Origin of the sequence: Terrabacter lapilli (assembly GCF_039531305.1) — a bacterium.
Classification (GTDB): Bacteria; Actinomycetota; Actinomycetes; order Actinomycetales; family Dermatophilaceae; genus Terrabacter; species Terrabacter lapilli.
This window is the reverse complement of sequence record NZ_BAAAPU010000008.1, coordinates 1-26,556: the sequence shown is the minus strand read 5'-3', so window position 1 is coordinate 26,556 and position 26,556 is coordinate 1. Positions and strand designations below refer to the sequence as shown.

General features: G+C 69.9%; 30 protein-coding genes. 19 read left to right on the top strand and 11 right to left on the bottom strand.

All coding sequences use genetic code 11. The features are described from left to right. Positions 1-25: 25 nt before the first annotated feature. Entirely contained in the window at positions 26-400 is a 375-nt protein-coding gene (locus ABD241_RS13795) for a YciI family protein (RefSeq protein WP_344063632.1), read from the bottom strand. A gap of 179 nt (positions 401-579) precedes the next feature. Continuing rightward, complete coding sequence (locus ABD241_RS13790; protein WP_344063629.1) at positions 580-1,017, bottom strand: VOC family protein; 438 nt, start codon at positions 1,015-1,017, stop codon at positions 580-582. Positions 1,018-1,114: 97 nt separating this feature from the next. On the opposite strand from ABD241_RS13790, the gene ABD241_RS13785 reads away from it, so the two are divergent. Further along, the gene (locus tag ABD241_RS13785) at positions 1,115-1,507 is read left to right on the top strand and encodes an ArsR/SmtB family transcription factor (protein WP_344063626.1); all 393 of its coding nucleotides are present in this window, start codon (positions 1,115-1,117) and stop codon (positions 1,505-1,507) included. Further along, positions 1,507-2,001 (top strand): SRPBCC family protein, encoded by a 495-nt coding sequence (locus tag ABD241_RS13780; RefSeq protein WP_344063623.1) that lies wholly within the window; start codon positions 1,507-1,509, stop codon positions 1,999-2,001. Before ABD241_RS13785 ends, ABD241_RS13780 begins: the two co-directional genes overlap by 1 nt. Before the next feature lie 121 nt (positions 2,002-2,122). Here ABD241_RS13780 and ABD241_RS13775 read toward each other — a convergent pair whose 3' ends face one another. Then, positions 2,123-3,091, bottom strand: coding sequence for a hypothetical protein (locus tag ABD241_RS13775; RefSeq protein ID WP_344063620.1), 969 nt, complete (start codon positions 3,089-3,091; stop codon positions 2,123-2,125). Between the two features lie 264 nt (positions 3,092-3,355). Between ABD241_RS13775 and ABD241_RS13770 the strand changes: the two genes are divergently transcribed. Further along, positions 3,356-3,928, top strand: coding sequence for a GNAT family N-acetyltransferase (locus ABD241_RS13770; protein ID WP_344063618.1), 573 nt, complete (start codon positions 3,356-3,358; stop codon positions 3,926-3,928). A 135-nt stretch (positions 3,929-4,063) separates the two neighbouring features. Here the strand turns inward: ABD241_RS13770 and ABD241_RS13765 are convergent, their stop codons facing one another. Next, entirely contained in the window at positions 4,064-4,318 is a 255-nt protein-coding gene (locus tag ABD241_RS13765) for a hypothetical protein (RefSeq protein WP_344063615.1), read from the bottom strand. Positions 4,319-4,653: 335 nt separating this feature from the next. Between ABD241_RS13765 and ABD241_RS13760 the strand changes: the two genes are divergently transcribed. Next, entirely contained in the window at positions 4,654-5,292 is a 639-nt protein-coding gene (locus ABD241_RS13760) for an NAD(P)-dependent oxidoreductase (RefSeq protein WP_344063612.1), read from the top strand. Positions 5,293-5,549: 257 nt separating this feature from the next. Here the strand turns inward: ABD241_RS13760 and ABD241_RS13755 are convergent, their stop codons facing one another. From ABD241_RS13755 to ABD241_RS13745, 3 genes are all read right to left on the bottom strand, one after another. Then, complete coding sequence (locus ABD241_RS13755) at positions 5,550-5,936, bottom strand: hypothetical protein (RefSeq protein WP_344063609.1); 387 nt, start codon at positions 5,934-5,936, stop codon at positions 5,550-5,552. Between the two features lie 104 nt (positions 5,937-6,040). Beyond that, entirely contained in the window at positions 6,041-7,732 is a 1,692-nt protein-coding gene (locus ABD241_RS13750) for an alkaline phosphatase family protein (protein WP_344063606.1), read from the bottom strand. Beyond that, positions 7,729-8,595 carry a CDP-alcohol phosphatidyltransferase family protein gene (locus ABD241_RS13745; RefSeq protein WP_344063603.1) on the bottom strand — a complete coding sequence of 289 codons (867 nt, stop codon included), beginning with the start codon at positions 8,593-8,595 and terminating at the stop codon, positions 7,729-7,731. Before ABD241_RS13745 ends, ABD241_RS13750 begins: the two co-directional genes overlap by 4 nt. 134 nt (positions 8,596-8,729) lie before the next feature. Between ABD241_RS13745 and ABD241_RS13740 the strand changes: the two genes are divergently transcribed. The 7 genes from ABD241_RS13740 to ABD241_RS13710 all read left to right on the top strand — a co-directional run bounded on the left by ABD241_RS13740 (position 8,730) and on the right by ABD241_RS13710 (position 14,749). Continuing rightward, positions 8,730-9,728, top strand: a complete 999-nt coding sequence (locus ABD241_RS13740; RefSeq protein WP_344063600.1) for a zinc-dependent alcohol dehydrogenase — start codon at positions 8,730-8,732, stop codon at positions 9,726-9,728. Positions 9,729-9,731: 3 nt separating this feature from the next. Then, the gene (locus ABD241_RS13735) at positions 9,732-10,127 is read left to right on the top strand and encodes a 6-pyruvoyl trahydropterin synthase family protein (protein WP_344063597.1); all 396 of its coding nucleotides are present in this window, start codon (positions 9,732-9,734) and stop codon (positions 10,125-10,127) included. An 11-nt stretch (positions 10,128-10,138) separates the two neighbouring features. Beyond that, positions 10,139-11,224 carry a glycosyltransferase family 4 protein gene (locus tag ABD241_RS13730; RefSeq protein ID WP_344063594.1) on the top strand — a complete coding sequence of 362 codons (1,086 nt, stop codon included), beginning with the start codon at positions 10,139-10,141 and terminating at the stop codon, positions 11,222-11,224. 81 nt (positions 11,225-11,305) lie between these two features. Then, the gene (locus ABD241_RS13725; RefSeq protein ID WP_344063591.1) at positions 11,306-12,286 is read left to right on the top strand and encodes a lysylphosphatidylglycerol synthase transmembrane domain-containing protein; all 981 of its coding nucleotides are present in this window, start codon (positions 11,306-11,308) and stop codon (positions 12,284-12,286) included. Then, a complete protein-coding gene (locus tag ABD241_RS13720; RefSeq protein WP_344063588.1) occupies positions 12,279-13,067 on the top strand; it encodes a RibD family protein in 789 nt (262 codons plus the stop codon). The genes ABD241_RS13725 and ABD241_RS13720 overlap by 8 nt, the downstream gene beginning before the upstream one ends. Beyond that, positions 13,064-13,756, top strand: coding sequence for a GTP cyclohydrolase II (locus ABD241_RS13715; RefSeq protein WP_344063585.1), 693 nt, complete (start codon positions 13,064-13,066; stop codon positions 13,754-13,756). Before ABD241_RS13720 ends, ABD241_RS13715 begins: the two co-directional genes overlap by 4 nt. 333 nt (positions 13,757-14,089) lie before the next feature. Next, complete coding sequence (locus ABD241_RS13710; protein ID WP_344063582.1) at positions 14,090-14,749, top strand: SRPBCC family protein; 660 nt, start codon at positions 14,090-14,092, stop codon at positions 14,747-14,749. On the opposite strand, the gene ABD241_RS13705 is transcribed toward ABD241_RS13710, so the two are convergent. Beyond that, positions 14,727-15,413, bottom strand: a complete 687-nt coding sequence (locus ABD241_RS13705) for a hypothetical protein (RefSeq protein WP_344063579.1) — start codon at positions 15,411-15,413, stop codon at positions 14,727-14,729. The two genes, ABD241_RS13710 and ABD241_RS13705, sit on opposite strands and share 23 nt — an antisense overlap. 528 nt (positions 15,414-15,941) lie before the next feature. On the opposite strand from ABD241_RS13705, the gene ABD241_RS13700 reads away from it, so the two are divergent. The 6 genes from ABD241_RS13700 to ABD241_RS13675 all read left to right on the top strand — a co-directional run bounded on the left by ABD241_RS13700 (position 15,942) and on the right by ABD241_RS13675 (position 22,200). Next, positions 15,942-16,259 (top strand): hypothetical protein, encoded by a 318-nt coding sequence (locus tag ABD241_RS13700; RefSeq protein ID WP_344063577.1) that lies wholly within the window; start codon positions 15,942-15,944, stop codon positions 16,257-16,259. Positions 16,260-16,405: 146 nt separating this feature from the next. Next, complete coding sequence (locus ABD241_RS13695) at positions 16,406-18,358, top strand: APC family permease (protein WP_344063574.1); 1,953 nt, start codon at positions 16,406-16,408, stop codon at positions 18,356-18,358. Positions 18,359-18,620: 262 nt separating this feature from the next. Continuing rightward, positions 18,621-19,004 (top strand): hypothetical protein, encoded by a 384-nt coding sequence (locus ABD241_RS13690; RefSeq protein WP_344063571.1) that lies wholly within the window; start codon positions 18,621-18,623, stop codon positions 19,002-19,004. Between the two features lie 448 nt (positions 19,005-19,452). Beyond that, positions 19,453-19,908, top strand: a complete 456-nt coding sequence (locus ABD241_RS13685) for a hypothetical protein (protein WP_344063568.1) — start codon at positions 19,453-19,455, stop codon at positions 19,906-19,908. 1,252 nt (positions 19,909-21,160) lie between these two features. After that, on the top strand, positions 21,161-21,601 hold the full coding sequence (locus ABD241_RS13680; RefSeq protein WP_344063565.1) for an SRPBCC family protein: 441 nt from the start codon (positions 21,161-21,163) through the stop codon (positions 21,599-21,601). A 53-nt stretch (positions 21,602-21,654) separates the two neighbouring features. Further along, a complete protein-coding gene (locus ABD241_RS13675; protein WP_344063561.1) occupies positions 21,655-22,200 on the top strand; it encodes a hypothetical protein in 546 nt (181 codons plus the stop codon). A gap of 40 nt (positions 22,201-22,240) precedes the next feature. Here ABD241_RS13675 and ABD241_RS13670 read toward each other — a convergent pair whose 3' ends face one another. Both ABD241_RS13670 and ABD241_RS13665 read right to left on the bottom strand, forming a co-directional pair. Then, a complete protein-coding gene (locus ABD241_RS13670; protein WP_344063558.1) occupies positions 22,241-22,480 on the bottom strand; it encodes a hypothetical protein in 240 nt (79 codons plus the stop codon). A 497-nt stretch (positions 22,481-22,977) separates the two neighbouring features. Continuing rightward, positions 22,978-23,313, bottom strand: coding sequence for a hypothetical protein (locus tag ABD241_RS13665; RefSeq protein ID WP_344063555.1), 336 nt, complete (start codon positions 23,311-23,313; stop codon positions 22,978-22,980). Between the two features lie 338 nt (positions 23,314-23,651). On the opposite strand from ABD241_RS13665, the gene ABD241_RS13660 reads away from it, so the two are divergent. Further along, positions 23,652-24,152, top strand: coding sequence for a DUF4825 domain-containing protein (locus ABD241_RS13660; RefSeq protein WP_344063552.1), 501 nt, complete (start codon positions 23,652-23,654; stop codon positions 24,150-24,152). A 271-nt stretch (positions 24,153-24,423) separates the two neighbouring features. Here ABD241_RS13660 and ABD241_RS13655 read toward each other — a convergent pair whose 3' ends face one another. Next, entirely contained in the window at positions 24,424-25,863 is a 1,440-nt protein-coding gene (locus ABD241_RS13655) for a wax ester/triacylglycerol synthase domain-containing protein (protein WP_344063549.1), read from the bottom strand. A 107-nt stretch (positions 25,864-25,970) separates the two neighbouring features. Between ABD241_RS13655 and ABD241_RS13650 the strand changes: the two genes are divergently transcribed. Next, positions 25,971-26,531: a serine hydrolase domain-containing protein gene (locus tag ABD241_RS13650; RefSeq protein ID WP_344063546.1), complete on the top strand. Its 561-nt coding sequence runs from the start codon at positions 25,971-25,973 to the stop codon at positions 26,529-26,531. Positions 26,532-26,556: the final 25 nt, after the last annotated feature.

Here is a 26,556-nt window from a genome sequence, read left to right as displayed (position 1 = left end):
TCAGCGCTCGACGCAGGACCGTGCCTCACCCACCCAGCGCGAGTGCCTGCAACGAGCCGGCCTTGAAGCGGCGCACCTCCTGCGGCCAGCCGCACCCCTCGGCCACCCTGCCTGCCCACATGCGAGCGGACTCGTCGTCAGGCACGTCCACGATGGTGAGCCCGCCGAGCCACTCCTTCGTCTCGACATAGGGCCCGTCGGTGACGACCAGCTCGCCGCTCGTGGCGTCCGCGCTTGCCGCCTCCTCGAGCTCCTCGACCAGTCCGCCGGCGTAGACGAGGACGCCTTGGTCCTGCATGTCTCGAACGACGGCGGTCGACGGTTCGACGCGGCTCTCGAACCACGCCTCGTCGTGGTGGCCGACCCACTGCTGGTTGAAGTAGATGAGGTACTGAGGCATCGGTGCTCCCCTTCGTCGGGCGGACCTGATGTCCGCCACTGTCTACGCTACGAACAGCAGTCGGCCGATACGACACCCACCATTCAGCCCAAGCCACGTGCGGCGGTCCGCTCCGCCCGCGGCCAGGCAGTCGTCGAGCCCCTCGACCCGCGGCGTGTGCCGCGCATGCACGGAGGGCCCTACCGCTCAGCCCCGCCCATTGCGACGCTGCCATCGGAGAGGACCGGCGAGATGAGCCCGAAGACGTTCCCGTCCGGGTCGAGCAGGTACCCGATCCGGCCGACCCCCTGCATGTCGGCCAGGGGCAGCGCCTCCGCGGCACCGAGGTCGAGGCCTTTCTGGAAGAGCTCGTCGATGCTGCCGTCGACTCCGACCACGACGTTGCAGCCGTTCACTGGCGCGCCGCGCTCGGGCGGCGGCCCCTGACGCTGCGTGAGCCCGCCGTTGATGCCGTTCCCGGGAGCGTTCACGCCGATCGACCCTTCGCCGGTGTCGATGGACCAGTACGGCATGTCGCCGAACTGCGTGAAGGTCCAGCCCAGCAACTGCCCGTAGAAGTCGATGAGCGCCTGCGGCTCAGACGCATGGATCTCGAAGTGCACGACGAGGTTCGGCACGGCGGCCCCCTATGACGGTCCCCACTCACGCTACGCCGGGGGAACCACATCCTCGAGGGCTTGACAACATACAACCAGATGGTTGTATGTTGGTCTCATGGACGGAACCGAAGAGGACCGGGCGGATGCCTGGTTCCACGCCCTGTCCGACCGCACCCGACGCGACATCCTGCGCCGGGTTCTGGCCGGGGAGCACTCCGTCTCGACGCTCGCGGCGTCCTACGACATGAGCTTCGCCGCGGTGCAGAAGCACGTCGCCGTGCTGGAGAAGGCAGGACTGCTGACCAAGCGCCGACAGGGGCGCGAGGCGTTGGCCAGCGGCGACGTGGCCGCGGTGCGGTCGGTGGCAGCGATGCTCACCGAGCTCGAGTCCATCTGGCGCGGCCGCATCTCCCGGATCGACGAGCTCATCGCCTCGCCGCAGACCCACACCGAGCACGCGCCGACCACCGAGCAGGCGCCCACCCGAACCCATACACAGAAGGACTGATGACCATGCCCGTCACCGACGTCTCCCACGACCTCGACACCCGGACCCTCACCATCGTCGCGGACTTCCACTGCCCACCGAAGCGGATCTGGGAGATCTACGCCGACCCGCGACAGCTCGAGCAGATCTGGGGACCGCCGACCTACCCCGCCACCTTCGTCGACCACGACCTGGTCCCCGGCGGCCGGATGAACTACTACATGACGAGCCCCGAGGGCGAGAAGTTCTACGGCTACTGGGAGGTCGAGACCGTCGACGAGCCCAGCGGATTCACCTTCGACGACGGCTTCGCGCTCGACGAGCAGTTCACCAAGAACCCCGACCTGCCCGTGGGCAAGAACGTCTTCTCCTTCGCAGAGCACGATGGGGGCACCCGGGCCATCTTCGTCAGCACCTACGCGACCGCCGAGGCTCTGCAGAAGGTCCTCGACATGGGAGTGGTGGAGGGCGCGTCCTCGGCGATCAACCAGATCGACGGCCTCGTCGCCGCCTGACAGCGAGGACACTGCGTCGGACTCGGTGGGTCGGAGCGGCGTACCCTCACGACCGAAGTCCTGGAGTACGTACGCGTCATGCTCGGCTACGGTGCCGTGGCGGGCGACGTCCCACCGGACTTCAGGGCCGAGGGCGGGCTTCGAACCAGTCGAGGACGCGTAGGGCCCGCAGGGTGTTCCACCGGCTCGGTCGCCCGTCGCCATCCTCGAGCTCGAAGTGCGTCTCCCCCGGGTGCGTGTTCTCCAGCAGCCACGTGCCGTCCGGTCGACGCTTGTCCAGGACCAGTTGCACGCCCTCGGCGACCCGACCGTCGGGCTCTTCACCGCCGGACCTGAAGTAGTCGAGGGCACGCAGGACGTCGTAGTGCCAGCGCGGCGGCCAGGAGAACTGCAGCCAGCCCTCGACCGGCACCTCACCCGTGGACTTGCGGCGTAGCAGGTGCCGCTCGAGCAGGTACTCCTCGCCGCGCCGACGCGAGTCAGCCACGGGGACCTTTCCTCCCGATGACTCGTACTCGCGCAGGCCCTCGAGCACGCAGATCGTCGAGTCGAACGACGAGACGGTGGCACCGTTCTCGCGCTCGCAGTTCCAGCCTCCATCTGTGAGCTGCTCGTCGAGCAGCCCCGAGGCCAACGTGTCGACGTCGGCACCGAAGTAGGCGCCGATGGTCAGCGTCCGGCCGTTGATGCACGGCTCGACCTCGCCGTCGAAGAACGCCTCGTCGTCGTGTTCCCACCGGCAGTTCGCCGCGACCCGCGAGATCGTGTCGCGCGCTGCCGGGCTCTGCGGGTCGAGACCGAGATCGCGAAGCAGGACCAGGGTGGGCAGCGTCGCGGTCCACGGCTGACCATGGGAGAAGTCCGGGTGGATCCCGGCTTGCCAGGCATCGACGATGCGCCGCGGGAAGCACGCCCCACCGTCCCACTGGCCGTCGAGGTCCCGGAGCGCCAGGAGGCGTGCTCCCCAGCCCTCGGTCTCCACGCGGGCGCGCTCGGTTGCGACCTGGTCCGCTGGGGCACGGAGTAGGTCGCGCAGCACCTGCCACCGAATGGCAGGATCGCCGTCCATGAGCCAGTCGATGACCTCCATGGGCGCGATCCTAGGGTCCGGCCTCACACTGCGGTGCCCTCCCGACCCGTCAGGCGAGGCAGCAGGACGTCGCCTCAGCTTCCGTCACCTGGCGGTTCCAAGGTCGGCAACGAGGGCCCCACCAGCGCTCTCTCGGGGCTACTGCGGACGAGATCCCGCCTTCGCGCAGCCCGCCTTGCTCACCCCCAGCGGAAAACCCCTTGCGAGTGGCGGGCACAGGGTGGCTGGCTGACAGCCCGTCCAATGCCACGGAAAGTTGCGCACATGTCGTTGCCCACGCCCACCTTGCTCACCCCGCGACTGCGACTACGTCCGTTCGAGAACGCGGACGCGGACGACGTCTTCGCGCTGCAGAGCAATGCGTTCGTGCTGCGCTACTGGGATGCCCCGCCGTGGACCGACCGCGGACGCGCCGACCGGTTCCTCGACGTCTGCCGGCAGATGGAACAAGACGGCACCGGGGCGCGGCTGGCAGTGGAACGAGCCGCCGACGGCGCGTTCATCGGCTGGTGCACCCTGACCAAGTGGAACCCGGACTACCGCAGTGCATCCTTGGGCTACTGCTTCGCAGAGGCAGCGTGGGGACACGGCTACGCCACCGAGGCCGCACGCGCGGTGCTGCGGTGGGCTTTCCAGACGCTCGACCTCAACAGGGTCCAAGCCGAGACCGACACCCGCAATGTGGCGTCCGCCCGCGTGCTGGAGAAGCTCGGATTCGTGCGTGAAGGGACATTGCGGGAAGACTGCGTCGTCAACGGCGACGTCTCGGACTCGTGGGTCTTCGGGCTGCTCCGACGGGAGTGGCAGCCTTCGTCAGAGCAGGCTCCAGCGGGATGAGTCGCTCGCCCCTCCCGGCCTCAGGCCGGGCGCCGGGGGCCCCAACTGTGAACGTGCCGGCTTTGTGGTCCCGCCGGGCGAGGCCCGTATGCGATGTGGTCGCGAGGGCGACGCCACGTCACCGCGCCGACAGCCTCAGAAGGTGCTGGCCTCCCATGGAGCGGCCGCCGCGTTGCGGAGCCGATACTGTCGGGCGAAGCCACGCGCTGCTTCGGCGTAGCTCGAGCCCTGAGGCAGGCCGAGCTGTGAGCAGTAGAGCCCAGGCAGGGTGTCGTCGCACTCGAGCAGCTCCTCGATCGTGGACGACTCGTCCTTGGCGAGCCTGGTTGGGAACGAATCGGGCTGGTCGAGCCAGTCGAGAAAGGCATGGCGGTCGGATTCGTGAGACATCTGGTTCCCCGCTTGGTGGGACGTCGGTTGGTTCTGGTGTAGTGACCGAGCACCAGGCCACGCGGCTGGACAGCCGACCAGTCCACGAGCGGCAAGCGGCTGTCGGAGCGCTGTGCAGGTGCATGGCCGAACCCCTGACTCGGCCGATCCGGCTGGTGCTCTAGCCTTCCGAGCGACACGAGGAGGGCCTAGGGACGAAGGTCCCGAATCGGCGCCCGCCTGGAGAGACCCCTCGCCGTCTTCGGTCACCTCGAAGTCCACTGCGGCCTAGCCGTCCGGCCCGAGAGCGAGGTAAGTTGACGAGTCAACCAACCCTCTGCCAGGAGGAGGCCCTGATGGCCACGATCGTCGTTTTCGGGGGTACGGGCTACACCGGCGGCAACGTCGTCCGCGAGGCGTCTGCGCGCGGGCACCAGGTCGTGTCCGTGAGCCGGTCCGAGCCGCAGGACCCGGTCGAGGGCGTGAGGTACGTCAGCGGCACCGTCGAGCAGGTCGCGGGGCGGGTGATCCCGGGGGCCGACGCGGTCGTGGCGGCCCTGTCGCCGCGCGGGGACTTGTCGGGACGGCTGGTGGAGGTCTATCGCGACCTTGCCCAGCGCTCGGCCGTGGCCGGCGCGCGCTACATCCAGGTCGGCGGGTTCAGCTCGCTCCGCCCCGCGCCCGGGGCGCCTCGCTTCGTGGAAGGGGACATCCCGGAGCAGTTCCGCGACGAGGCGCTCGAGGGGGAGGCGACCCGCGTCATGCTCGCTGAAGAGGCGCCGCAGGGCCTGGACTGGGTCTTCGTGAGTCCCGCCGGCGGGTATGGCGCATGGGCGGCCGGCGAGCGAACAGGCAGCTTCAGGGTCGGCGACGATGTCGCGCTCTTCGACGAGGAGGGCGGCTCCAACATCTCTGGTGCAGATTTCGCCGCCGCGATCGTCGACGAGATCGAGCGCCCGACCCGACACCGCGCGCACATGAGTGTGGCGTACTGAGCGAGGGCCGGCCCCAGAGCGTGAACGCGGGGTGGTGGACTGGACCGGCCTGACGAGCGCAGGGGCGCCTGGCCGGCGGGTGCTGCCGGATCCCGATCCACAGATACCCTCCGCATCACCCAGCACGACGTGGCGCAGTGCTTCAGCGCCTCGGCGAGACCTGCCCGACGTGGCCAGTCGCTCGAGAAGCGCCGTCACCCTCCGCGTGGCATCGTGCGGGGCGTCGCTCCCGCCCGGGCACCTGCGGGCCGAGGGAATCAGGCGTGCTTGCCGTGGCGGGTCGGCAGGTGCAGGACCACAGGAGTCTGGTGCAGGAGCAGAGCTGCGCCGGTGACGATGCACACGACCTCGGCGACCGCGGCAAGCCAGACGGACCCGCCGCGCCACTCGGTGTGCACTCCGAGCAGGCCGACGGTCGAGGCGATGGTGAAGGCTCCGAGAGTCGCCACGCCGAAGCCGAGCGTGAGGAACGCCGACAGCCAGTGGCGCCACGCCAGGAGCAGCCCCGCGATGATGACGCCCGAGACGACGTTGACCAGGAACATCGGGCCGACGGTCTGGTTGCGCACGCCGTCGAACCACAGGTAGAGGTGCACTCCGGCGGAGACGAGCAGTGCTGCCGCACCCACGAGTCGCAGGGTCATGGTGGCTCTCCTTTCTGCCTCGACAGCGGGTCCGCGTCCGCGGCCTGCTGTTCGTTGACCACATCTCTGACGACGCCACGCGGGCCGTTCCGGTTCAGGGCTGGTCAGCGGAAGGAGGTGAGGATGCGGTCTCGGAGAGCATTCATCGGCCACACCGGTGCGTCAGCTCCCGGGGCGAGACCGTCCTGCCACCCCCAGTTGGCGATTCGCCTGGTCACCGAGGGATCCCGGGTCAGCAGTGTCACCGGGACGTCGTGGGATGCCCCTTCGCCGGACACTTGGGCGGCCGGCTGGTGGTCGCCGAGCATGAGGACCACCAGATTGTCGTCTCGGGTGTGCGAGAGCCACGCCACGACACTGCCGAGCGAGTAGGCGATGGTCTGGGCGTACGCGGTGCGGATGCCAGAGGTCGTGCGCCAGACGACGGACTGTGGCGTGGCCTGGGCGGGTTGCGGCGCGAAGACGGTCCCGTCGCCGACTACCGACCAGTCGACCAGGCGCGGAAGCGGAGCCCACGGGAAGTGGCTCGACACGAGGTCGATCTCCGCCATCACCGGGCGCCGGGGCGAGGGCTGCAGCTCCAGACGGTCGAAGGCCGCGAGGGTGTACTCGTCGGGCATCGGCGCGTAGCCGAAAGCAGGTCCGTGGTAGCCGAGGGTGCGTTCGTCCCAGACCCGGTCGTAGCCGTAGAAGTCGTGTCCCTCAGGCCAGTCGTGCATGTTGGCGGGCACGACATCGACGGTGCGCCACCCGGCCCGCGACAGGACGCGGCTGAGCGTGAGCCGGTCGGTGGTGACGAGCTGGTCGTAGCGTTGCTGGCTGTCGACCCAGAGACCGGACTGCACGCTCGAGTGGGCCAGCCAGCTGAAACCGCCGAAGGTGGGTGAGACGAGCCACGCAGTGCGCGTCGAGTAGCCCTGTGCCGCAAGCGTTGTGACCCCACTCCCCAGTGCCTGCTGGACGACCGGCGAGTCGAGGGCAACCTTGCCGTAGCTTTCGACGAACACGACGACGACGTCCTTGCCCCGGAGCGCCCCGACCAGCATGGAGGGGTCCACGCCGGAGAACGCGTCAACGCTGATGGCGGAGCCGAAGACGCTGTGGTCCCGGATGTCGTGAACCGCCTTGCCGGCCTGCTCGGCGCCGGTGGCGAAGGCGCTCGAGGCCGCGACCGGCACGCCGGGCGCTACCGCCGCGCCGGTCGCCGCGGCGACAACCCAGACGGCCGCGAGCGCGACGAGCACTCGAGCGGACAGGGGCCGGTGCCGCTCGACCAGGCCGGCGACTCGCCGCAGGGCAAGCGGAAACGCGACCAGGAGGACGACGAGAACGAGCCCTGCCGCCACGGCGGCGAGCACGGCCGCTGTCTGCCCTGAGGCGTCCCGCACCAGCTCGAGCCCCGAGGGCGCATACCGCCAGTCGCTGAGGAGGTTGAAGGGGCGGTAGAAGAAGACCAGGCGGAACACGTGGTCGAGGACGCGGACCAGCAGGAGCACCGCGAGGACGACGCCCACCGGCGGCAGCACCCAGCGGCGCACCCACCGCCGGCCGGCACTGGGCAGGCACAGCAGCAACGCACCGAGCACGAGAGCCTCGACCGGCACCCGCAGCAGCAGCACGGGTTCCGTCAGGCTGCCCGACTCGGGCGCGGCAAGCGCGACCCACACGAGCAGACCCGCGGTTCCCGTCAACAGCGCGTGTGCGGCGCCGATCAGCCGTGCTCGTGCCCCACCGTGCCCCCGGTCCTTGTCGGCGACGACGCGGGGCGCACGTGAGAGGGCGAGCTGATTTCTCATCGCGGCCCCCCGAGGCGAACGATGCCCGGGACAGCACACACGGATGCAGGTGAGGCATCCGGGCCGACTCCCGCGGTCGCTGCAGTCGACGCCGTCGACGCCGTCCGGGAAGTCGCGACAGTGACAGGCACGTGGGCCGGGGAGTCTCGGCCGATACGCGGTCGGCGGTGGGGCCACAGCTCCAGCGCCTGGGTCCCGAAGGAGAGGGCGATCGCGACCAGGGCCACCCCGACGACCAGCACGGCCAGCCCGGGTGGCAACGACCTCGACGCGGCCACCGTCAGCCCCGCCCCCGTGTAGGCGGCCACCGCCTTGCGCCACCGCCTCGCCGGCACCACGCCGGCCAGCCAGGGCATCAGGCGCTGCGCGAGGATGAGCAGGTAGCGCGCCGCGCCGATCAGGAGCACCCACCAGCCCACGGTGCGTGAGACGTGGACGGCGAGGACGAGGATGAGGAAGGCGTCGCACTCCATGTCGAACCGCGCGCCGAACGGGCTTGCCGTTCCGGTGCGCCGGGCGATCGGACCGTCGACCGCGTCGAGCAGCAGTGCCGCCGCAGCGAGGACGACGAGGAGCGTGGTGCTGCTCTCCAGGCCGGTGTCGTTCCTGACGGCGTCGGCGACCATGGCCGCGACCCCGCACGTGAGCACGGCCCTGGTCAGGGTGACGCGGTCGGCCGGCGCCAGCTTGCCCCGTCCCGATGCACCCAGGCCGGCGGCCACCAAGGCCGACAGGCCCACGGCACAGGACAACCCGACGAGCTCTCCGAACCGTCCGACATCGGCCTGGACGGCCAGCGCCTGCACCAGCGCCACGGCGCCCACGAGCGCGACCACGAGCTCCCGGTGAATCGTCTGTCTCACGCCACCCTCCTGCGAGTCCCGGGCGAGCGAGGCTCGCAACGCACCCAAGGACGCCCCCATCCGCAGATGGGTTCACCCGACTCGGTTCACGCGCTCCGCACTCCGAGGTCCCCGGCCGTGGCTACGCTGACGCCGTGGTGACGGACGCACGCGCGTTCTGGCTGGCCGAACCCGGACGGGGCGAGATCCGGCCCCTCACCGTGCCCGCCCCGGGCCCGGACGAGGTGCTCGTGCGCACGCTGCACTCGGCCGTGAGCCGCGGCACCGAGACGCTTGTGTTCCGCGGCGAAGTGCCACGCGGCCAGTGGGACGCCATGCGAGCCCCCTTCCAGCAGGGCCAGTTCCCCGCCCCGGTCGAGTACGGCTACCTCTCAGTCGGAGTGGTCGAGGAGGGTCGGGCGACGCTGCGTGGCAGGAGCGTCTTCTGCCTGCACCCGCACCAGACGGCATACGTCGTGCCGGCATCGGCGGTCGTCGTCGTGCCCGACGGGGTGCCCCCGGCTCGGGCGGTCCTCGCCGGCGCCGTGGAGACGGCGGTCAACGCGTTGTGGGACGTCCCGCCGCTGATCGGCGACCGGGTGGCTGTGGTCGGCGCGGGCATGATCGGGTGCTCCGTCGCCCGGCTGCTCGGCCGCATACCCGGGGTCGAGGTGACCCTCGTGGACCTCGACCCCTCTCGTGCCGCGACAGCCGCGCGGCTGGGGGTCGCCTTCGCCCGGCCCGACGAGGGCTTGCCGGTCGGCACCTGCGATCTCGTCGTGCATGCGAGTGCGACCTCAGCCGGCCTGCAGACCGCCCTGGACCTGCTGCGGCCGGAGGGCACCGTCCTCGAGCTGAGCTGGTACGGCGACAGTCCGGTCGAGGTGGCCCTCGGCGGCGCCTTCCACTTCGGGCGCCTGCGGATCCGGGCGAGCCAGGTGGGGGTCGTGTCCCCGGCTCGTCGCTCGCGCTACACGAACTCCGAACGACTGGCCCTTGCCCTCGACCTGCTGCACGACGACTCCTTTGACGCCCTGATCACCGGCAGCTCCCCGTTCGAGGACCTGCCCGAGGTGCTCGCGCGGCTCTCGGACGGCCGCCTCCCCGCGATCTGCCACGCGATCACGTATCCGCCCAGCGACGAGCCGAGGTGACCGATGTTCAGCGTGACGGTCCGCGACCACATGATGGTGGCCCACAGCTTCGAGGGTGAGCGGTTCGGCCCTGCCCAGCGGCTGCACGGCGCCACCTTCGTGGTCGACGCGACCTTCCGCGGCGCGGAGCTGGACCCGGACGGGATCCTGCTCGACATCGGCCTGGCCACCGAACAGGTCCACGAGGTGGTCGGCGCGCTCAGCTACCGCAACCTCGACGAGGTCGCCGGCCTGGCGCGCAACACCTCCACCGAGGTGCTGGCCCGGCACATCGCCGACCGGCTCGCCGAACGGGTGCAGTCGGGCGCCCTCGACACCGAACCGGGCCGGCTGAGCGCCATCCTCGTCACCCTCCACGAGTCCCACGTCGCCTGGGCGTCGTACGAGCGGACCCTCTGAGAGGCGGCCGGGTGCGGAGACTGCACGCCCTGCTGCCGGAGGCGGTCCGTGACCCGGCCCGTCCCAGCGGCGGCAACACCTACGACCGCCGGATCCTCATGGAGCTCAAGGCGTTCGGGTGGAGCGTCGAGGAGCACCTGGTCGCGGGAAGGTGGCCGGTCCCCGACGCGGCGGGACGTCGGTCCCTCGCCGAGGCGGTCGATCGCCTCCGCGACGGCGGCCTGGTGCTCGTCGACGGTCTGCTGGCCTCGGACTCCCCCGAGCTGCTGGTGCCGCTGGCACGCCGGGCCAGTCTCCTGGCCCTCGTCCACCTGCCCCTCGGCGGTCCACGGGAGGGAGCCGTGCTGGACGCGGCGTCGGCGGTCATCACCACCAGTTCATGGTCCCGAGAACGCGTCGTGGAGCTGCATGACCTGGCCCGGCCGCGTGTCCACGTCGTCGAGCCCGGCGTCGACGCCGCGCCCCTGGAGACCGGGACTCGCAGCGGAGGCTCGCTCCTGTGCGTCGGCGCCGTCACTGCGTTCAAGGGCCAAGACGTGCTCGTGGACGCGCTCGGCTCGCTCACCGACCTGCCGTGGCACTGCGTGTGCGCCGGGTCCCTCGAGATCGATGCCCCCTTCGGCGCCGATATCGACCGGCGGGCGCGTGGCACCGACCTCGTCGGCCGGCTCACGCTCGCCGGCCCGCTCGGGCACGACGAGCTCGCCCACGCGTACGCGTCGGCCGACCTGCTCGTCCAGCCCTCCCGGGTCGAGACGTACGGGATGGTCGTCACCGAGGCGCTGGCCCGTGGGCTGCCGGTCATCGCGAGCGACGCCGGCGGCCTACCACAGACACTGCGCGGGCCGGGTGCTCGGGCAGGGCGCGAAGGGACCGGCGCCGCGACCGCAGAACTACCCGGCATGCTCGTGCCTGCCGGCAACGGGCCCGCCCTCGCCGAGGCGCTACGCGCGTGGCTCACCGACGCGCACCTTCGTGGCCGGCTGCGGCACGCGGCGGCCGTCCGCAGGACCGCGCTCGCGCCGTGGTCGGAGGCGGCCCGATCCCTCGCGGCCCTGCTGGCGGCTCTCTCCGGTGAACCGTCTCGTGTGCGCTGACGTCCTCGGAGGTGGGCCCAGAACGCAGTGGCGGGAGCGGTTGCAGGCGGGAAGCGGCACGGGAAGCGCACGGGAGGCAGGATGGGACGGCTTCGCAGGTGGCTGCGTCCGCTCGCCGTGTCGGCCGTTGCCGGAGTGCTCGCCTGGCGGGTGGGACCCGGCGCGATCGCGCAGGCTGCGCAGCAGGTGGACCCCGGGTCGCTCGGGCTCGCCGTTGCCGCCGCGGTGGCCGTGGCCGGGGTCACGACTGTGTGCGTGGCCTGGCGCTGGGTCCTCGTTGCCCGCGGGTTCGGGCTCTCCCTGGCGCTCCCCCACGCCGTTGCCGCCTCGTACCGGGCCCAGTTCCTCAACGTGACGCTCCCGGCCGGGGTGGCGGGCGACGTGCACCGCGCAGTCGCGCACGGCCGGTCGGCGGGCGACGTGGCACGTGGGGCGTATGCCGTCGTGTGCGAGCGGGCCATCGGCCAGGTGGTGCAGATCGCTCTGGCCGTCGCAGCGTTGACGATCGTGCCGTCGCCGCTGCAGTGGGCGGCAGGCCCTCCGTGGCGCGGAGTCGGCGCGTGGATGTTCGCCGGCGTCGGGCTGGTCGTGATCGTCGGTCTCGGTGTGCGCCGTCGACCGGGTCGCAGAGAGCCACCTGCCGACCCTCCGCCCCGTGATGCACGTTCCCGGCTGAGCCCGCCCGTGTTCTCGCCGCGCGCCTGGTCGGCAGCGGTCGCCATGTCGGTTCTCGCCATGTCCGGCCACGTCGGTACGTTCCTGCTCGCCGTCCGGGCCGCCGGAGTGACCGAGACGCCCTCGCACCTGGTTCCCCTGGCCTTGCTCGTGCTCCTTGCCGCCGCCGTGCCCCTGAACCTCGGCGGGTGGGGTCCGCGCGAGGGCGCCGCGGCCTGGGCGTTCGGCGCAACAGGACTCGGCACCGACCACGGCCTCGTCGTCGCGGCCCTCTACGGAACGCTCGTGACCGTCGCGAGCCTGCCTGGAGCGGTGGTCATCCTCTACGCGGCGACCCGCCGGGACCGCACACTGGAACCGACCAGCGCTGGGAGGACGTATGCCTGAGCCCCACGCCGCCACTGCCCCCGGCAGTTCCGAACGAACCCACGAGCGGCCGTATGTCGTGCTCAGCTGCGGCATGTCCATCGACGGGTACCTCGATACCCCGTCCCCGCAGCGGCTGCTGCTGTCCAACGAGGCCGACTTCGACCGGGTCGACGCCGAACGGGCCGCGTCGGACGCGATCCTCGTCGGGGCCGCCACCATCCGCCACGACGACCCCCGCCTGCTCGTGCGCTCCACCGCCAGGCGAGGCCACCGCGTCGCCCGTGGGCTGTCGCCCTCCCCGACCAAGGTGACTGTGACCAGGACGGCCGACCTGGACCCGGCAGCCCGGTTCTTCGCCGACGACGGCGCCGAGAAGCTCGTCTACTGTCCCCCAGCGGCATACGCCGTCGCCCGCCTCCGAGTCGGGAGCCGCGCCACCGTCGTCGATGCCGGCGACGAGTGCCCTCTGCCCGGCGTCCTGGCCGACCTCGCGGCGCGTGGGGTCGGACGCCTCATGGTGGAAGGTGGCGGCACCCTGCACACGCAGATGCTCGCCGGCGACCTCGCCGACGAGCTGCAGCTCGTCGTCGCACCGTTCTTCGTCGGGAGCTCCCGCGCGACACGGTTCGTCGGCGACGGCGCGTTCCCGTTCAACCCCGAACGTCGCGCCACGCTCATCGGGCTTCGGCAGATCGGCGACGTCGCGCTCCTGCGCTACGCCCTGTCCGAGCGCTGCGTCGAGCCGACGCGCCTCGGCGACGACGCGCACACGACCCACGACACGGAGCCAGACAGATGATGCAGCCCGCGACGAGCCCTGAACCGCCCGGGAGCAGCCTGCCGCGGGCGACGATCCGCACCGCCGTTCGGGTGCCACTCGAACTTGCCGACGGCTTCACGACGACCGCCGTGGCCCACACCTTCACGGGACTCGTCGACGGCCTCGAACATGTGGCCCTCGCGCTCGGCGGCCGGGTGGAGCCACAGCCATCGCTACCGTGCGGGGAGGACACGACGCCGCTGGTGCGATTGCACAGCGAGTGCCTCACCGGAGACGTGTTCGGCAGCCGGCGCTGCGACTGCGGGCCCCAGCTCAACGAAGCCGTCCGGCGGATCAGCGCAGCCGGCGGATACCTGCTCTACCTGCGCCAGGAGGGCCGCGGGATCGGGCTGTACCCGAAGCTCGAGGCCTACGTCCTCCAGGATCGCGGCCTGGACACCTACGAGGCGAACCTGGCCCTGGGCTTCGGCGCCGACGAGCGGGACTACACGGTGGCCGTGCAGATGCTCCTGGCGCTCGATGCACCTCGGGTCCGGATCCTCACCAACAACCCGGACAAACCCTCCCAGCTCGAGCGGTTGGGCATCGAGGTCACCCGTGTCGAGCCGACGGCCGTCCACGCGTCACCCGCCAACGTGCGCTACCTGACGGCCAAGGCTCGCAGCGGAGCCCACAACCTCCGGCTGCCCGGATGGCCAGGTGACTGAGCCGGGAAGCCGCGTGGGGCGTTCGGCGCGCACGTGCCGACGGGCGCCCACGGACATGCTCGCATCGATGGCGCGGCGCCCAACGGTCGGCGTTCCATGATGGGTATGCGCGCTCGCCCGCTCCGCAGCCCGCGGTGGGCTGCCGCTGCAGCGTGCTTCGCGGCGGTCTCCGCTGGCTGTCTTGCCGGCTGCGACGTCGGTGGCGCGGCGAGGGAGCCGACCGACGTCAGCCGGCCGACACTCGGCGCCCCCGGCACCACGGTGCGGGTGTTGCAGATGAATCTGTGCAACAGCGGGCGCGCTGGGTGCTACTCCCACGGAAGGGCCATCACCTTGGCCGCTGCCCTGGTCCACGAGCACCAACCGGAGATGGTCAGTCTGAACGAGGTCTGCCGCAGTGACCTGCGCCCGCTCGAGCAGGCTCTGTCGGCCGGCTTCCCGAAGGCGGCGGTTGCTACGGCATTCGCGCCCGCGAAGGACCGCCAGACGCAGGCACCGGTGCGTTGTCAGAACGGCCAGGAGTTCGGCGACGGCGTGCTGCTCGTGGTCGCGCGTCCGGAGGGTGGCGCCCGCACCGACAGCGGCCTCTACCCGGCACAGGACCTGCAAGACACGGAGGAACGGGTCTGGGTCTGCATCCATCTGGCCGCCGGGTTGTCTGCCTGCACCACACACACCAGCAGCACCGACGCCGCGGTCGCGCTGAACCAGTGCCGATACCTGCTGGACTCGGTCGTGCCGATGATCAGCCGCCGAGGCGGTGTCGGCCCGATCATCATCGGCGCCGATCTCAACCTCGCGGCCCGCGGCTCACCCAGCCCGCAGTCGTGCGTGCCCAGCGGCTACCAGCGCACCGACGACGGCGGCCTTCAGGACGTGATGGTCGGCCCTGATCTCCGGGTGCGCGGGCACTGGGTCCTGGACATGCACGGCACCACTGACCACCCCGGCCTGCTGGTCGATGTCGACCTCAGGCCGCCTTCCGTCGGATGACCAGCAGCTTCCAGCCCACGAGCGCGAACCACGCCGGCAACAGCAGCCCGTAGACGAGGTAGGCCGCGCCGACGACGGGGCGGAAGGCCTCGGAGGCGATGCCGACCGCACCCGTGACGACCCCGAACGCGGCAACCATCCGACCGAAGTCGCTCCTGCCCATGACGGCCGACAGGATGAGGATCGCAGCGGCGGTCAAGATGCCGGCCCACGACACGGCATTCGTCGCTGCGATCAGCGCGTCAGCGGCGCTCGCCAGGCTGGTGCGCTGCGCCTCGGTCGTGGCGGCGGAGAATGAGCTGCTCAGGACCACGAGGCCACCGTGCAGCGACTGGGGGCTGCTGCCGAGGGCGAGCGCGATGGTCTCGGAGGCGATCCCGAACAGCCCACCGATCAGCGCGATGCTCTTGTTGACGTCCTTGAGCGCGGCGGTGACCGCTGCGAACACGACGAGTGCTGGCACGCTCAGCCCGACGAAGCAGATCAGCTCGGTCAGGTAGACGCCCTTGTGTGCGGCGATGTAGAGCAGGAGCTCCCTGCCGTCGGTCGGCGGCACCGGCGCAGCGAACACCAGGACGACGGGCACCAGGACCAGGACCACGTAGAGCACCGCCGAGATTCCCCCGAGCCGGTACAGGGTGGCCCACGACGGGTCTGCTGGCACCGGTGCCCTTGGTGCGTGAGCGCGTACGGGAGTCGCGGGTGGGCGGGCGGTCATGGTTGGCCACCCGACTTCGATCGCGGCCGGGTGCGCGCACCGGCGGTGCCACCCGAGGAGAATCCGGCCGAGTCGCTGCCTCCAGCGGCGGGATCCGCCCCGGCAGCGCAACCCGCCAGCAGCAGCGTCGTACAGGCCGGCGCGAACACGGCGAGCACGCGGCTCCCGCCGTGGGTACCGCCTGTCCTGCGCCCCACCGAAGAGGCCATGCCGCGCCTCGATCCCCGCGCCCGATGTGTCCCACCGGCTGCGTCCTGAGACCCAATGTGCCACCGAGGAGGCCGTCGCGCGGCAGGATGCCGGCAAGCGGGCCAGCCTCCCGACTCCGGCGCTCGGGGACTTCTCGAGGTGGGCGGGCAGCGCGAAGGCGGGCCTCGTCGCCGCGGGGGCGCACTCCGGAAGGCACGACTACGCGTCCCTTGACAAGCGTCCGGCCGCTGCACTCCCATCGAAGGATCGAGATGGAGGCTGACCATGTACGGATACACGCTGCACTTCCCTGCGCCGATCGAGGCATACCGGGCCATGCACAAGGCGGTTCTGGAGGTGGTCGCCGAGGAAGGCGGCGGCGACGGACTGCTCCTCCACGTGGCCTATCCCACCGACCGAGGCTTTGACCTCACGGAGGTGTGGGAGTCCAAGGAGAACCTGGACACCTTCAACCGTGACGTGTTGCCCAAGGCCATGTCACGAGCGGGTCTGCCGGCGGACGCGCCGCAGCCCGAGCCGGACGAGTTCACCCCGGCCGCCGTCATGACGCCTCGCGCCTTCAACTCCGATGCCGTGACGTGACGTCCGACATCGCTGGACGTGCCACACCAGGACGCCGACGGCCAGGCGCACGATTTCGTACGAGCTGAGAGCGGACTGGGGACAGCGCGCCCTTCTCCGGCCCGAGCAACCAAGGCGTCCGCACCGGACACATAGACTCCCGACCCGTGATCACGGAACAGGACGAGCGCTCGGCACTCAAGCGGTGGCTGCTCGAGTCAGACGAGGTCGAGCCCGGCGGCTACTACGAGAACGAGCGGGAGGCGACCGAGAAGGCGCACGTGCAGCCGTGGTGGCGGGTCATGTGCCTGACCGGTGTGGACTACTTCTCGACGCTCGGCTACCAGCCCGGGATCGCCGCCCTGGCGGCGGGGGCACTCGCGCCGGTCGCGACGTTGGTGCTCGTGCTGATCACCGTCTTTGCCGCGTTGCCGATGTACCGGCGGGTCGCCGTGGAGAGCCCGCACGGCGACGGAAGCCTCTCGATGCTCGAACGTCTCCTGTCGTACTGGCCCAGCAAGGTCCTGGTGCTGTGCCTCATCGGCTTCGTCGCCACCGGGTTCATCATCACGATCACCCTCTCGGCGGCCGACGCGAGCGCCCACCTCATCGAGAACCCGTTCCTGCACGACGCGCTCCAGGGGCGCAACGTGGTGGTGACCCTGGTCCTGCTGGCTGCGCTGGCGGCCGTGTTCCTCAAGGGGTTCAAGGAGGCGATCGGCATCGCGGTGGTCCTCGTGGCCGCCTACCTGGGGCTGAGCCTGGTCGTGATCATCCGGGCCGTCATCGAGCTCCAGAGCCACCCCACGGCGGTCGGCGACTGGGTCACCGCGATGACCTCCGCGCACTCGGCCCCGTTCGGGATCATCGGCGCCTCGCTGCTGGTGTTCCCCGCCCTGGCACTGGGGCTGTCCGGTTTCGAGACCGGTGTCGTGGTGATGCCACTGGTCAAGGGCGATGCGTCCGACACCGAAGAACGCCCGGTGGGGCGGATCCGCAACGCGAAGAAGCTGCTCACCACGGCAGCGCTGATCATGAGCGTGATGCTGCTCGGCAGCTCGCTCGTGACGACCCTGCTCATCCCGGCCCCGGAGTTCCAGCCCGGCGGGCAGGCCAACGGGCGCGCCCTGGCGTACCTCGCGCACCACCTGTTCGGGGACGGGTTCGGCACCGCGTACGACGCGGCGACCATCGGCATCCTGTGGTTCGCGGGCGCCTCGGCGATGGCTGGGCTGCTCAACATCGTCCCTCGCTACCTGCCGCGGTACGGCATGGCCCCGGACTGGGCTCGCTCGACCCGGCCGCTGGTGCTGGTGCTGTCCTTCATCGCCGCGGTTGTGACTCTCGCGTTCCGGGCGAGCGTCGACGAGCAGGCGGGGGCCTACGCCACTGGCGTGCTGGCCCTGATGACCTCTGCCGCGATCGCGGTGTTCCTGACCGAGCTGCGCCGACGACACCGCGGCACGGCTGCCTTCTTCGCCGCCGTGAGCACGGTGTTCGTGTACACCTTCGCGGTCACGATCCTGGACCGGCCTGAGGGCCTGCTGATTGCCGGTCTGTTCATCACGCTGATCATCGTGATCAGCGTCTGGTCCCGCGTCGCCCGGTCCACCGAGCTGCGGGTGCTGCAGGTCGTCTACGACGAGGATGCCACCCGGATGCTCGAGGACGCCGCGGCCGGACCGCAGCCGCTGCGGTTCATCGCGAACAAGCGACAGGCCGGGGACCGGGAGGAGTACCGCGAGAAGTCGCTGGACGTGCGGATGTTCAACCACCTCAATGCCCGCCAGGGGGCGATCTTCCTCGAGGTCGAGATCAGCGACGCCAGCGACTTCGAGACGACCGTGCACGTGACCTCCGCCGTGGTCGGCGGCCACTACGTGCTGCGCGCCACCGGGCCCTCGGTGCCGAACGTGCTCGCGGCCGTGCTGCTCGACGTGCGTGACCGGATGAGCAAGCCGCCGCACGCGTACTTCGAGTGGAGCCAGAAGGCCCCCGGCCAGAACGTGTTGCGGTTCCTGATCGCCGGCGAAGGGGACGTCCCCCCGCTGGTCCACGAGATCCTGCGCCGAGCAGAGCCCGACGAGCAGCGCCGACCCCACATCCACGTCGGGGGCTGACAGGCGACCGGCCGGGAGGATCCGCCGGTCTGACCCACCCGACGACCCGGAGGACCTCGGGGGGGCCTCCACGCGCCGGTTCGAGGCTCGGGGATGGATGACCTTCCCGCCATCGCGGGCATTACCGACGCCGGCCCCGGCAATGTCAGGGGTTGTCCAGCAGGGCCGCCCGATCAGGCGTATGCCGGGACGAGGGCCTGTCGCCGAAGGCGGCCCGACGGGACGTCTCAAGGGACGCCACGGAGCCGAAAGGAACGACCCCATGATCAAGCGTCTATCCGTATCCCTGGCCTTCGGAGCTGTCGCGGCGTTGGCCCTCGCCCCCGCCGCCTCAGCTTCGGGAGCAACCACGATCGGTTCCGTCTGCGACGACGGGCAGGTGATCGAGCTGGTCTTCAACGGGGGCGGCAACTTCACCCCCGGTCACTTCGTGGGCGGCACTGCGATCTACGTCACGCAGTCCATCCACGCCACCCGGGAGTTCACGCCGAACGGTGGGGCCACCCAGGTCACCTACTTCAACGTCGACAAGCCCCACGTGGTCGGCGACCTCGTGAGGTGCAACTTCAACCTCACGCGGGTCACGCCCACGGGCACGTTCCACGCCTTCGGGACATCCACCTTCTTCATCACGCCGGCGTCGTAGGCCCGACAGCGTCCGAGCAGTCGAGTCAGGCCGGGCGCGCTGAACGGCCCGACCGCCGCGTTCCCGCAGGTCGGATGCGAGGGGAACGCCTTCGCCATCGAGGGGTGCAGGTACCCCTATGGGGTATGCGCGAGAGGCCCCGACCCGCGTTTCCGCTGGTCAGGGCCTCTCGGCGCACTGGGTGGCAGGTGAAGGATTCGAACCTTCGTAGCTTTCGCGACGGATTTACAGTCCAGACAATGCGATTCGCTAACCAGCACTCACGCGGCCGCTACCGAAACTTCCCCACGAATTCCCCACAGACACTCGCCGTCCACCGTGGACATTCGACCTCAACCGGACAGCGGCCACGACTCTTCGCCGACCTCTCCCCCCTCCCTGGACGGCAGTTCTTTACCTGTCATGCCGAGAAGAGGACGTTGTCTCGGGACAGTGGCACCCTGTGGCAATGAGTGCCGCGCGCTTGGTCGTCCGAAGCCGTAGGCGAGCCCTCTTTCAGGCGCTCCTGGCAGCCTTGGTCACCGCAGTCATCGCCTCTGCTGTCGGGCTTCCGAGTGGGCTGGTGCTGGCGTTGGCTGGGATCGCTCTAGGAGCGAGCGTCCGGTTCGCCCCACCGCAACAGGTCTGGCTGAGCGAGGACAGCCTCGTCGTTGAGGGATGGAGACAGCGACGAACAGTGCGGCTCGCCGACATTGATTCGTTGTCGATCCAGGGGGTCAGGATCGATCCGCCCCTACTCGAGATCATCTATGCACGAACAAAGGCAGTTGGGCCCATCTACCTAAGGGACTCCTCGAAGGCATTTCTCGACGACTTCGTCACGGCGCTAGAAGGCCATGGCCGCGCTGATGACCGATACATCCATGACAACTTAGTTTCGGTGCGCCGATTTCTAGGTCGCTGAGCCGAGTTCCGAGCTCGTCCTGATGTGCCGCTGGCGGCGTCAGCATTCGTGATCCACACGCGATGCCTCCGAGCTCGCGCGCCGCGGCGGTCCCGAAGCGGCCGTCTGGCCCGATGGCGCACCGGCCACTCTTTCAGCCCTTTGACTGGCCACCAAAGAACAGCGACGCAAGGGCTGTCAGGGCAAGCACTAGGAAGAGCCAAGCAGACGCCGCGCCAAATGACTTGACGTCTCCGTGGATAAGCGAGACCACCATCATTACGAAGGCGGCAGCGACACCTAAAACGTTCGATATCTGAAAATGAAAGGGGAGCCGTCGGAAACCCCTGATTATCCTAGTGAGCACTGCTGCGCCGCACCTCTTCACTCATGGGCGTCCCTGGTAAACAGGCCCGCCTGGCCGGGCCAGAGGCTCGCACGAAGAACCGGCTCCACTTCCACACTCCGTCTGGAGATCAATCGTTTCGTCGCTACGCCGCGGCCGGACCGGAATCCCGTCATGCGCATCATGGCATGGGGGCTTCCGGTCATGCCGCCGAGCGGTCGTGCCGATCGTCGGACGTCAGGCCGCCGGATGGACAGACTGCGGATTTGCTGACTCTCGACCCAACCGGTCGCGAGACCGGCGAAGGATGATGCCCACCATTAGCGGGACGATGCCAGCAGCCAAGGTGATCAAGCTGCCCGTGTATCGGCCAGATCCGTCATCCAGGATGGGCTCTTGGCCGCTCTTGACGAGGACTGCGACGCGCTCACCCGGCGAGTAGTCGCTAGCAACTTCCGTTGAAGCAGCGTGGCGAACGACGTGACCGTCGTCGGTCTTGACCAGCAGATGAACGGAGTCTGATGAGTTTGCCTGCGCCTGGACGGTCTGGACGACTCCCGGCAGCCGCGTAGTTCCGGAGGTGCCAGCGAAGACCGCCCACGTGCTGAGCAGGCCTAGGGTCATGAACAGCAGACCGATGCTAAGGGCGGATATGGCGTAGGCACGGCCCCACTTGGGCGTGCTCGAAAACACAGGAGTCCTCCCGATTAGGGCCAGCAGGTTCGTGAGTCCTGTGGGGCTGGCGCAGGGCCAGGCAATCATCTCACCCACGCAGCACTCGTTTGCAGCTCGCAAGGCGACGTCCGATCATGCCGCTCCGCGAGCGGACGTCGCTGGGTGTGCACTGCCATTCGTACCCTAGTCGGCGGGCATGAACTCTACGCTTGCGAGGGGGAACGCGTACCAGGGGTGGGGGAAGAGTCGGCGATGGCACACATCCGCGGTGAGGTCGTGATCGATGCGCCGGTGGAGGAGGTCTTCGATTTCGTCGCCGATGAGCGCAACGAGCCCAAATACAACCGTCGCATCGTCCGCGCGGAGAAGCTGGGGGAGGGCCCGGTGGAGAAAGGTTCTCGATTCGTGGCTCAGCCCACGGGGATGGGCGCCGGCGGCGTTATGACGGTGGAGGTCACGGAGTATGAGAGGCCGCGTCGGTTCCGCAACCTCGTCCGGTCCTCGTATATGCAGGTCGACGGCACCGTGAGCTTCACGGACCAGGGTGGGGTCACGTTGCTGAGGTGGGACTGGGAGATGGGCCTGATCGGGCCGATGAAGTTGCTCTCTCCTGTGCTGGCACTGGTGGCTCCGCGTTGGGAGCGTCGCAACTGGGTGACGCTCAAGCGGTACATCGAATCGGGCTACGCGTGAGCGCCTCCTGTTGAAGAACCGCCTCGAAGGGGCCGGCGGATGGGGAGGCTGAAGTGATCACTCTGATCGGTGGCGTGGCCGCGGCTGCGGTCGCCGTCGCGTTACTTGCCGGTGCCGCCGGCATGGTGCTTGGTGCCGTCCGGAGGTGGTGGCCGTGGCTGGCCGTGCTGTTCGGCTTCAACGCCCGGTACCGGGTCGCGTCTCGAGACGAGCTGCGCGGCATCAACGCGATCGACGTGGCGTTGCTGGTGCTGGCCGGCGCCGCCTATGCCGGATTCTGGCCCGGGCCCGGCACCAGTCATGTCCCGTGGATGGCACTCGCGGTGGCGCAGCCTCTGCTCGGGATCCTGGTGCTGGTGGCCACCAGGCTGGCCGGGCGCTCGGGCTTGATGGGCGGCGGGTTGGTGCTGTCGATCCTCATGCTGGTCGACGGCAAAGCGCCCGTGGTGGCGTGGGTGGGCGTGGCGGTCAGTGTCCTTCTGCTCGTCGGGGACTTCGGCACGACGGCACGACCCTCGCGCATCCTCGCCCTCGCCCTCGCGCTCGGCTACGCCCTGCTGGTCGTTTGGTTTGCCTGCCTGGCGGCGCTTCTGTTGTGACATGCGGCCGCGAACATGGGCGCTGAGTCCAGCCTTTCGGTCAGGCGAGTTTGCGTCGAAGCCCCAGCAGCTTCCACCCGACGAGGGCGAACCACACCGGCAGTAGCACCCCGTAGACGAGGTAGTCGGCGCCGATGACGGGCCGGAGTGTCTCGGTGATGATCCCGACCGCGCCCGTGATGACGCCGACCACTGCGATGACGCGCCCGAAGCCGCTGCGGCCCATCAGGGTGGACAGGATGACCATGGCGGCTGCGGTCAGGATCCCGGCCCAGGACACGGCGTTGGTCGCGGCGATAAGCGCATCGGCGGCGCGGGCCAGGCTGGCGCGCTGCGCCTCGGTCGGGGCGGCGGTGTACGAGTTGCTGAGGACGACGAGCCGCCGTGCAGCGATTGCGGGCTGCTACTGAGCGCGAGGGCGATGGTTTCGGAGACCACACCGAAGAGCCCGCCAACGAGCGCGATGCTCCTGTCCACGTCCTTCAAGGCTGCGGTGACCGCCGCGAACACCACCAACGCCGGCACGCTCAGCCCAACGAAGCAGAGCAGCTCGGTCAGGTAGATGCCCCTTGTGGGCGGCGATGTAGAGCAGAAGCGCCCTGCCGTCGGTCGGCGGTACCGGAGCGGCGAACACCAAGACGACAGGGACCAGGACGAGGACCACGTAGAGCAGTGCCGAGAAGGCGCCGAGCCGGTACAGGCTCGCCCAGGACGGGTCCGAGCGAGCAGGTCCCCGGGGTGGGTGAGCGTGGGCAGGAGTGGTGTGCGGGCGCCTGGTCACGGCTGGGCTCTCTTCTTTCGGGGCCGCGTGCGGGCACCACCGGCGGTGCCACCGGAGAAGAAGATGGTCAAGCCCACGATGTAGCCGAAGTCGTACCAGGCGCCGTTGTTGTGGACCTCGTAGATGCCGACGCTGTGGTTGAACAGCGACACCAGGAACGCGATGGGGCGATGAACCCCTGCCACAGACCCAGCCAGAACCCTGCCGAGTCGCTGCTCCCGGCCGCCGGATTCGCCGCGGCAGCGCAGCCCGCCAGCAGCAGCGCCGACGCACTGAACGCGAGCACCACAACCATGCGGCGTCGGTCGTGTGAACTTGCTGTCCTGCGCCACGTCGAAGAGGCCATCTTGCGCCTCGATCCCCTGAGAACCTGACGCGCCGCCCCGGCCGCGTCCTGTCCCCATCCAATCTGCCACCGGGCACGCGGTCGCGCCGCGGATCCACACAAACGAACCGCGACTGAGGTGCATCCGATGCTGAGACGACCCGCACGAAGACGTTCTCATTCGCCGCGCTTGGTCGAAGGCGAACGGCCCCTGACGAAATGCACGACACCTCTGTTGCGGAACGGGCCCGGCCGCGGAGCCGTCTGGAGACCGAGGGGTCATCCAGGGCCCCCAACTGGCCCCCCAACTGGCCACCCACCGGCGCCACCCCCAGGAGAACATCCATGAACCGTCGCGCCACTCGCTCCCGAGCCGCCGGACTCATCATCGCTGCCTCGCTCGTCGCTGTCCCGCTGACCGGGTGCTCGGTGAATGCCTCCGCCGGGGCCGGGGTCGACGCCGAGTCCGACGCCCTCTGGGCGCACCGCACCCCATACGTCGGGGACAGCAACAAGGCCCTCGCGCTCATCGCCGACACCAACTTCGGCCCACCCCGTTCGTACAGCATCAAGCTGCAGACCGTGAACGCCCCCTACGACCTCACGGTCACCTTTCCCACCACGGAGGTGGACGGCAAGCCCCTCGACGCGATCGACTTCACTCCCGCCGCCACGAAGCTACTCGGCACCATCGGCAACCTCGACTCGGTCACCGTGACCAGCAACGACACGCCCGTATTCACCCTCACGGCCAAGCAGGCCAGCAAGACACTCGGCTTCAACGTCAAACAGCTCGGGCAGGACAAGCGCAAGCTGACCGACTACGTCGCCTCAGATCGCGACTGACCCTCATCGTTGGCAGCAACGAGGAGGGCCACAGGCGCCGTAGTCAGGTGACGTCAAGAGTTGGCCGTACCTCGCTATTGCCGCATTGGGCTGAACCACGCTGGCCACCGCAACCTTCACTCGGCAGCCGTCGCCAGCTCCCGCCAGGGGTCGACTAACGCGGGCAGGTCGTCCCAGCGACGGGTCAACTTTCCGTCCGGCCGCAGCAGCAGGCCGCCGGCGTGGTTCGTACCGATGACCGCACGTCGGACGCGGCAGGCCTTGCGGCCGGTCACTCAGCCGCTTGGAAGTTGGTTGCAAGTGCGGGACCGCGACGGGTCCCGCTCCCCTGGCCGCCGCGTCCCCGACGTTGGGGTATGACGCGCGCGACGAGCGAGGCAAGCTCCGCAGCAGCACCCGAGGCGAGGACCTCGACGTCGGGATGGAGGTCGGCATCCGCCACGACGAGGAGCTCGAAACGGCCGGCGTACGAGAGGGCTCCCACGCCGAGGGTGACGTTGCCCAGCAGGTTGATCAGCGGGAACACATCGCGGACGGTGGCACCGGCGAAGGACAGCGGCTGACTGGGCCCGACGATGTCGGCGCTGAGTAGGTTGATCCTCTTGCGGATGATCAGCCGGAGCACGAGCGCGCCGAGCACTCGGTTGCTGAAGACCGCCCCCATCGACGGGTGCGGCAGAGCCTTCCCGCTCGTCGTGCCCGCGCTGATCCGGCGCAGGCGCGCGACGGGGTCGGCCTCTCCTACCGGCAACCCGACGGCCATCTGCGAGATCCGATTGCCGAGCCCCGCCTGGTGGTCCGGCTGCCGCAGCGAGACGGGCACGAGGACCGGCACCACCAGCCCGTCGACGGACTCGCCGCGGCTCCGCAGCAGCGCGGACACCCCACCGGCGCTCATCGCGAGAAGCACGTCGTTGACGGTGACGTGCGCGTTGTGAGCGACAGCCTCGACGTCCTCGAGCTGGGCGCGCACGACGGCCAGCCGACGGTGCGGGCCCACGAGCCCGCCGAGACTCGTCACTGGCCCGGGTGCCCCCGTGACAAGCCCACGTATGCCGTGCCACAGCTGCGCAGCCGACGCGTAGCTGCCGCGGGGGTGCGCCGCAGCCCGAATGGCGCCGTGCAGGGCTCCGCCGCGCGATCGCAGACTGTCATGGAGGAGCTCGCCGCGGGATGGCGCCGGCCGTGGTGACCACTCCCCCGCGCGAGCGGGCCGCTCCCCGGCTTCGTCGCTGAGCAGCGTCGCCAGAGTGGCAACGCCCGCCACTCCGTCGGCCATGACGTGGTGCATCCGCACGAACAGCGCCAGGCGCCCGTCGCGGAAGCCGGGGAGCAGCCAGAGCTCCCACAGCGGGCGGCGCATGTCGAGCCGACGGCTCCTGATCCGCTCGATGGCTGACAGCAGGTCGGCGTCGTCTCCGGACGCCAGTTCTGGCCCGACGCGTACGTGGTGGGCGAGGTCGAAGGAGGGGTCGTCGACCCAGTAGGGGCCGCCGAGACCAGACGGCGGCACGCGAAGCACCTGCCGTAGGCGCGGGACAGCGTCCAGCCCGTGCCAAACCGCCTTCTGGGCGGCCTCCACACGAGGGCGTCCCGACCCGTCGAGCAGCGCCCCGCCGTCGACCACGGCGACGACGCCGACGTCCTGCGGCCACCGTGCGTCCGAAAGCAGCAGGAGACGGTCGTCCGCGCTCAACCTCTCGACCGACACCACACCACCTCCCAGCGGCCTGACCTCCAGCATCCGACCGCCCGACCACCGGCGAACAGGGACCAACGGCCCTGTCCCGCCGCCACCGCCGTCCCGAGGCTGGGCCCATGGGCACCGGTGAAGTGGCCTTGGAACGCGCCGTCGGGCGGGCTCTCGACCGCTGGCCGACCGCGGGGCTGGCAGTTGCCGTCGTGCGCCCCGGTGAGCCCACCTGGTTCCACTGCCACGGTGTCTCGGACATGACGACCGGCTCGCCGGTCACGGCGGACACCGTCTTCCGCGTCGGCTCGCTCACCAAGACGTTCACGGCGGTCGCCGTCATGCAGCTCTGGGAGGAGGGCCGGATCGACCTCGACGCCCCCGCCGACGACTACCTCTCGACGATACGACTGCGGCCGGTACGGCCCGGCCTGGGTCCGGCCACCGTGCGCAACCTGCTCACCCACACCTCAGGCGTCGGCTACTGGCTGCGACTGTCGGACCTGCTCCGACCGGTGGCGGGAGCCGGCGTCGAGGCACGGCGGGTGCAGCCGCTGGGGGTCTACTACCGCAGGGGGATCCCCCGGGAGGTCCAGCCGGGGACGAAATGGGTCTACAGCAACCACGGCTTCGCCGCCCTAGGTGTACCCAGCCATCAGGTTGGTTGCAGTCGGCTGACGGGTGGGTGACCTCGCAGGGCGCTGTGGCGGCGTT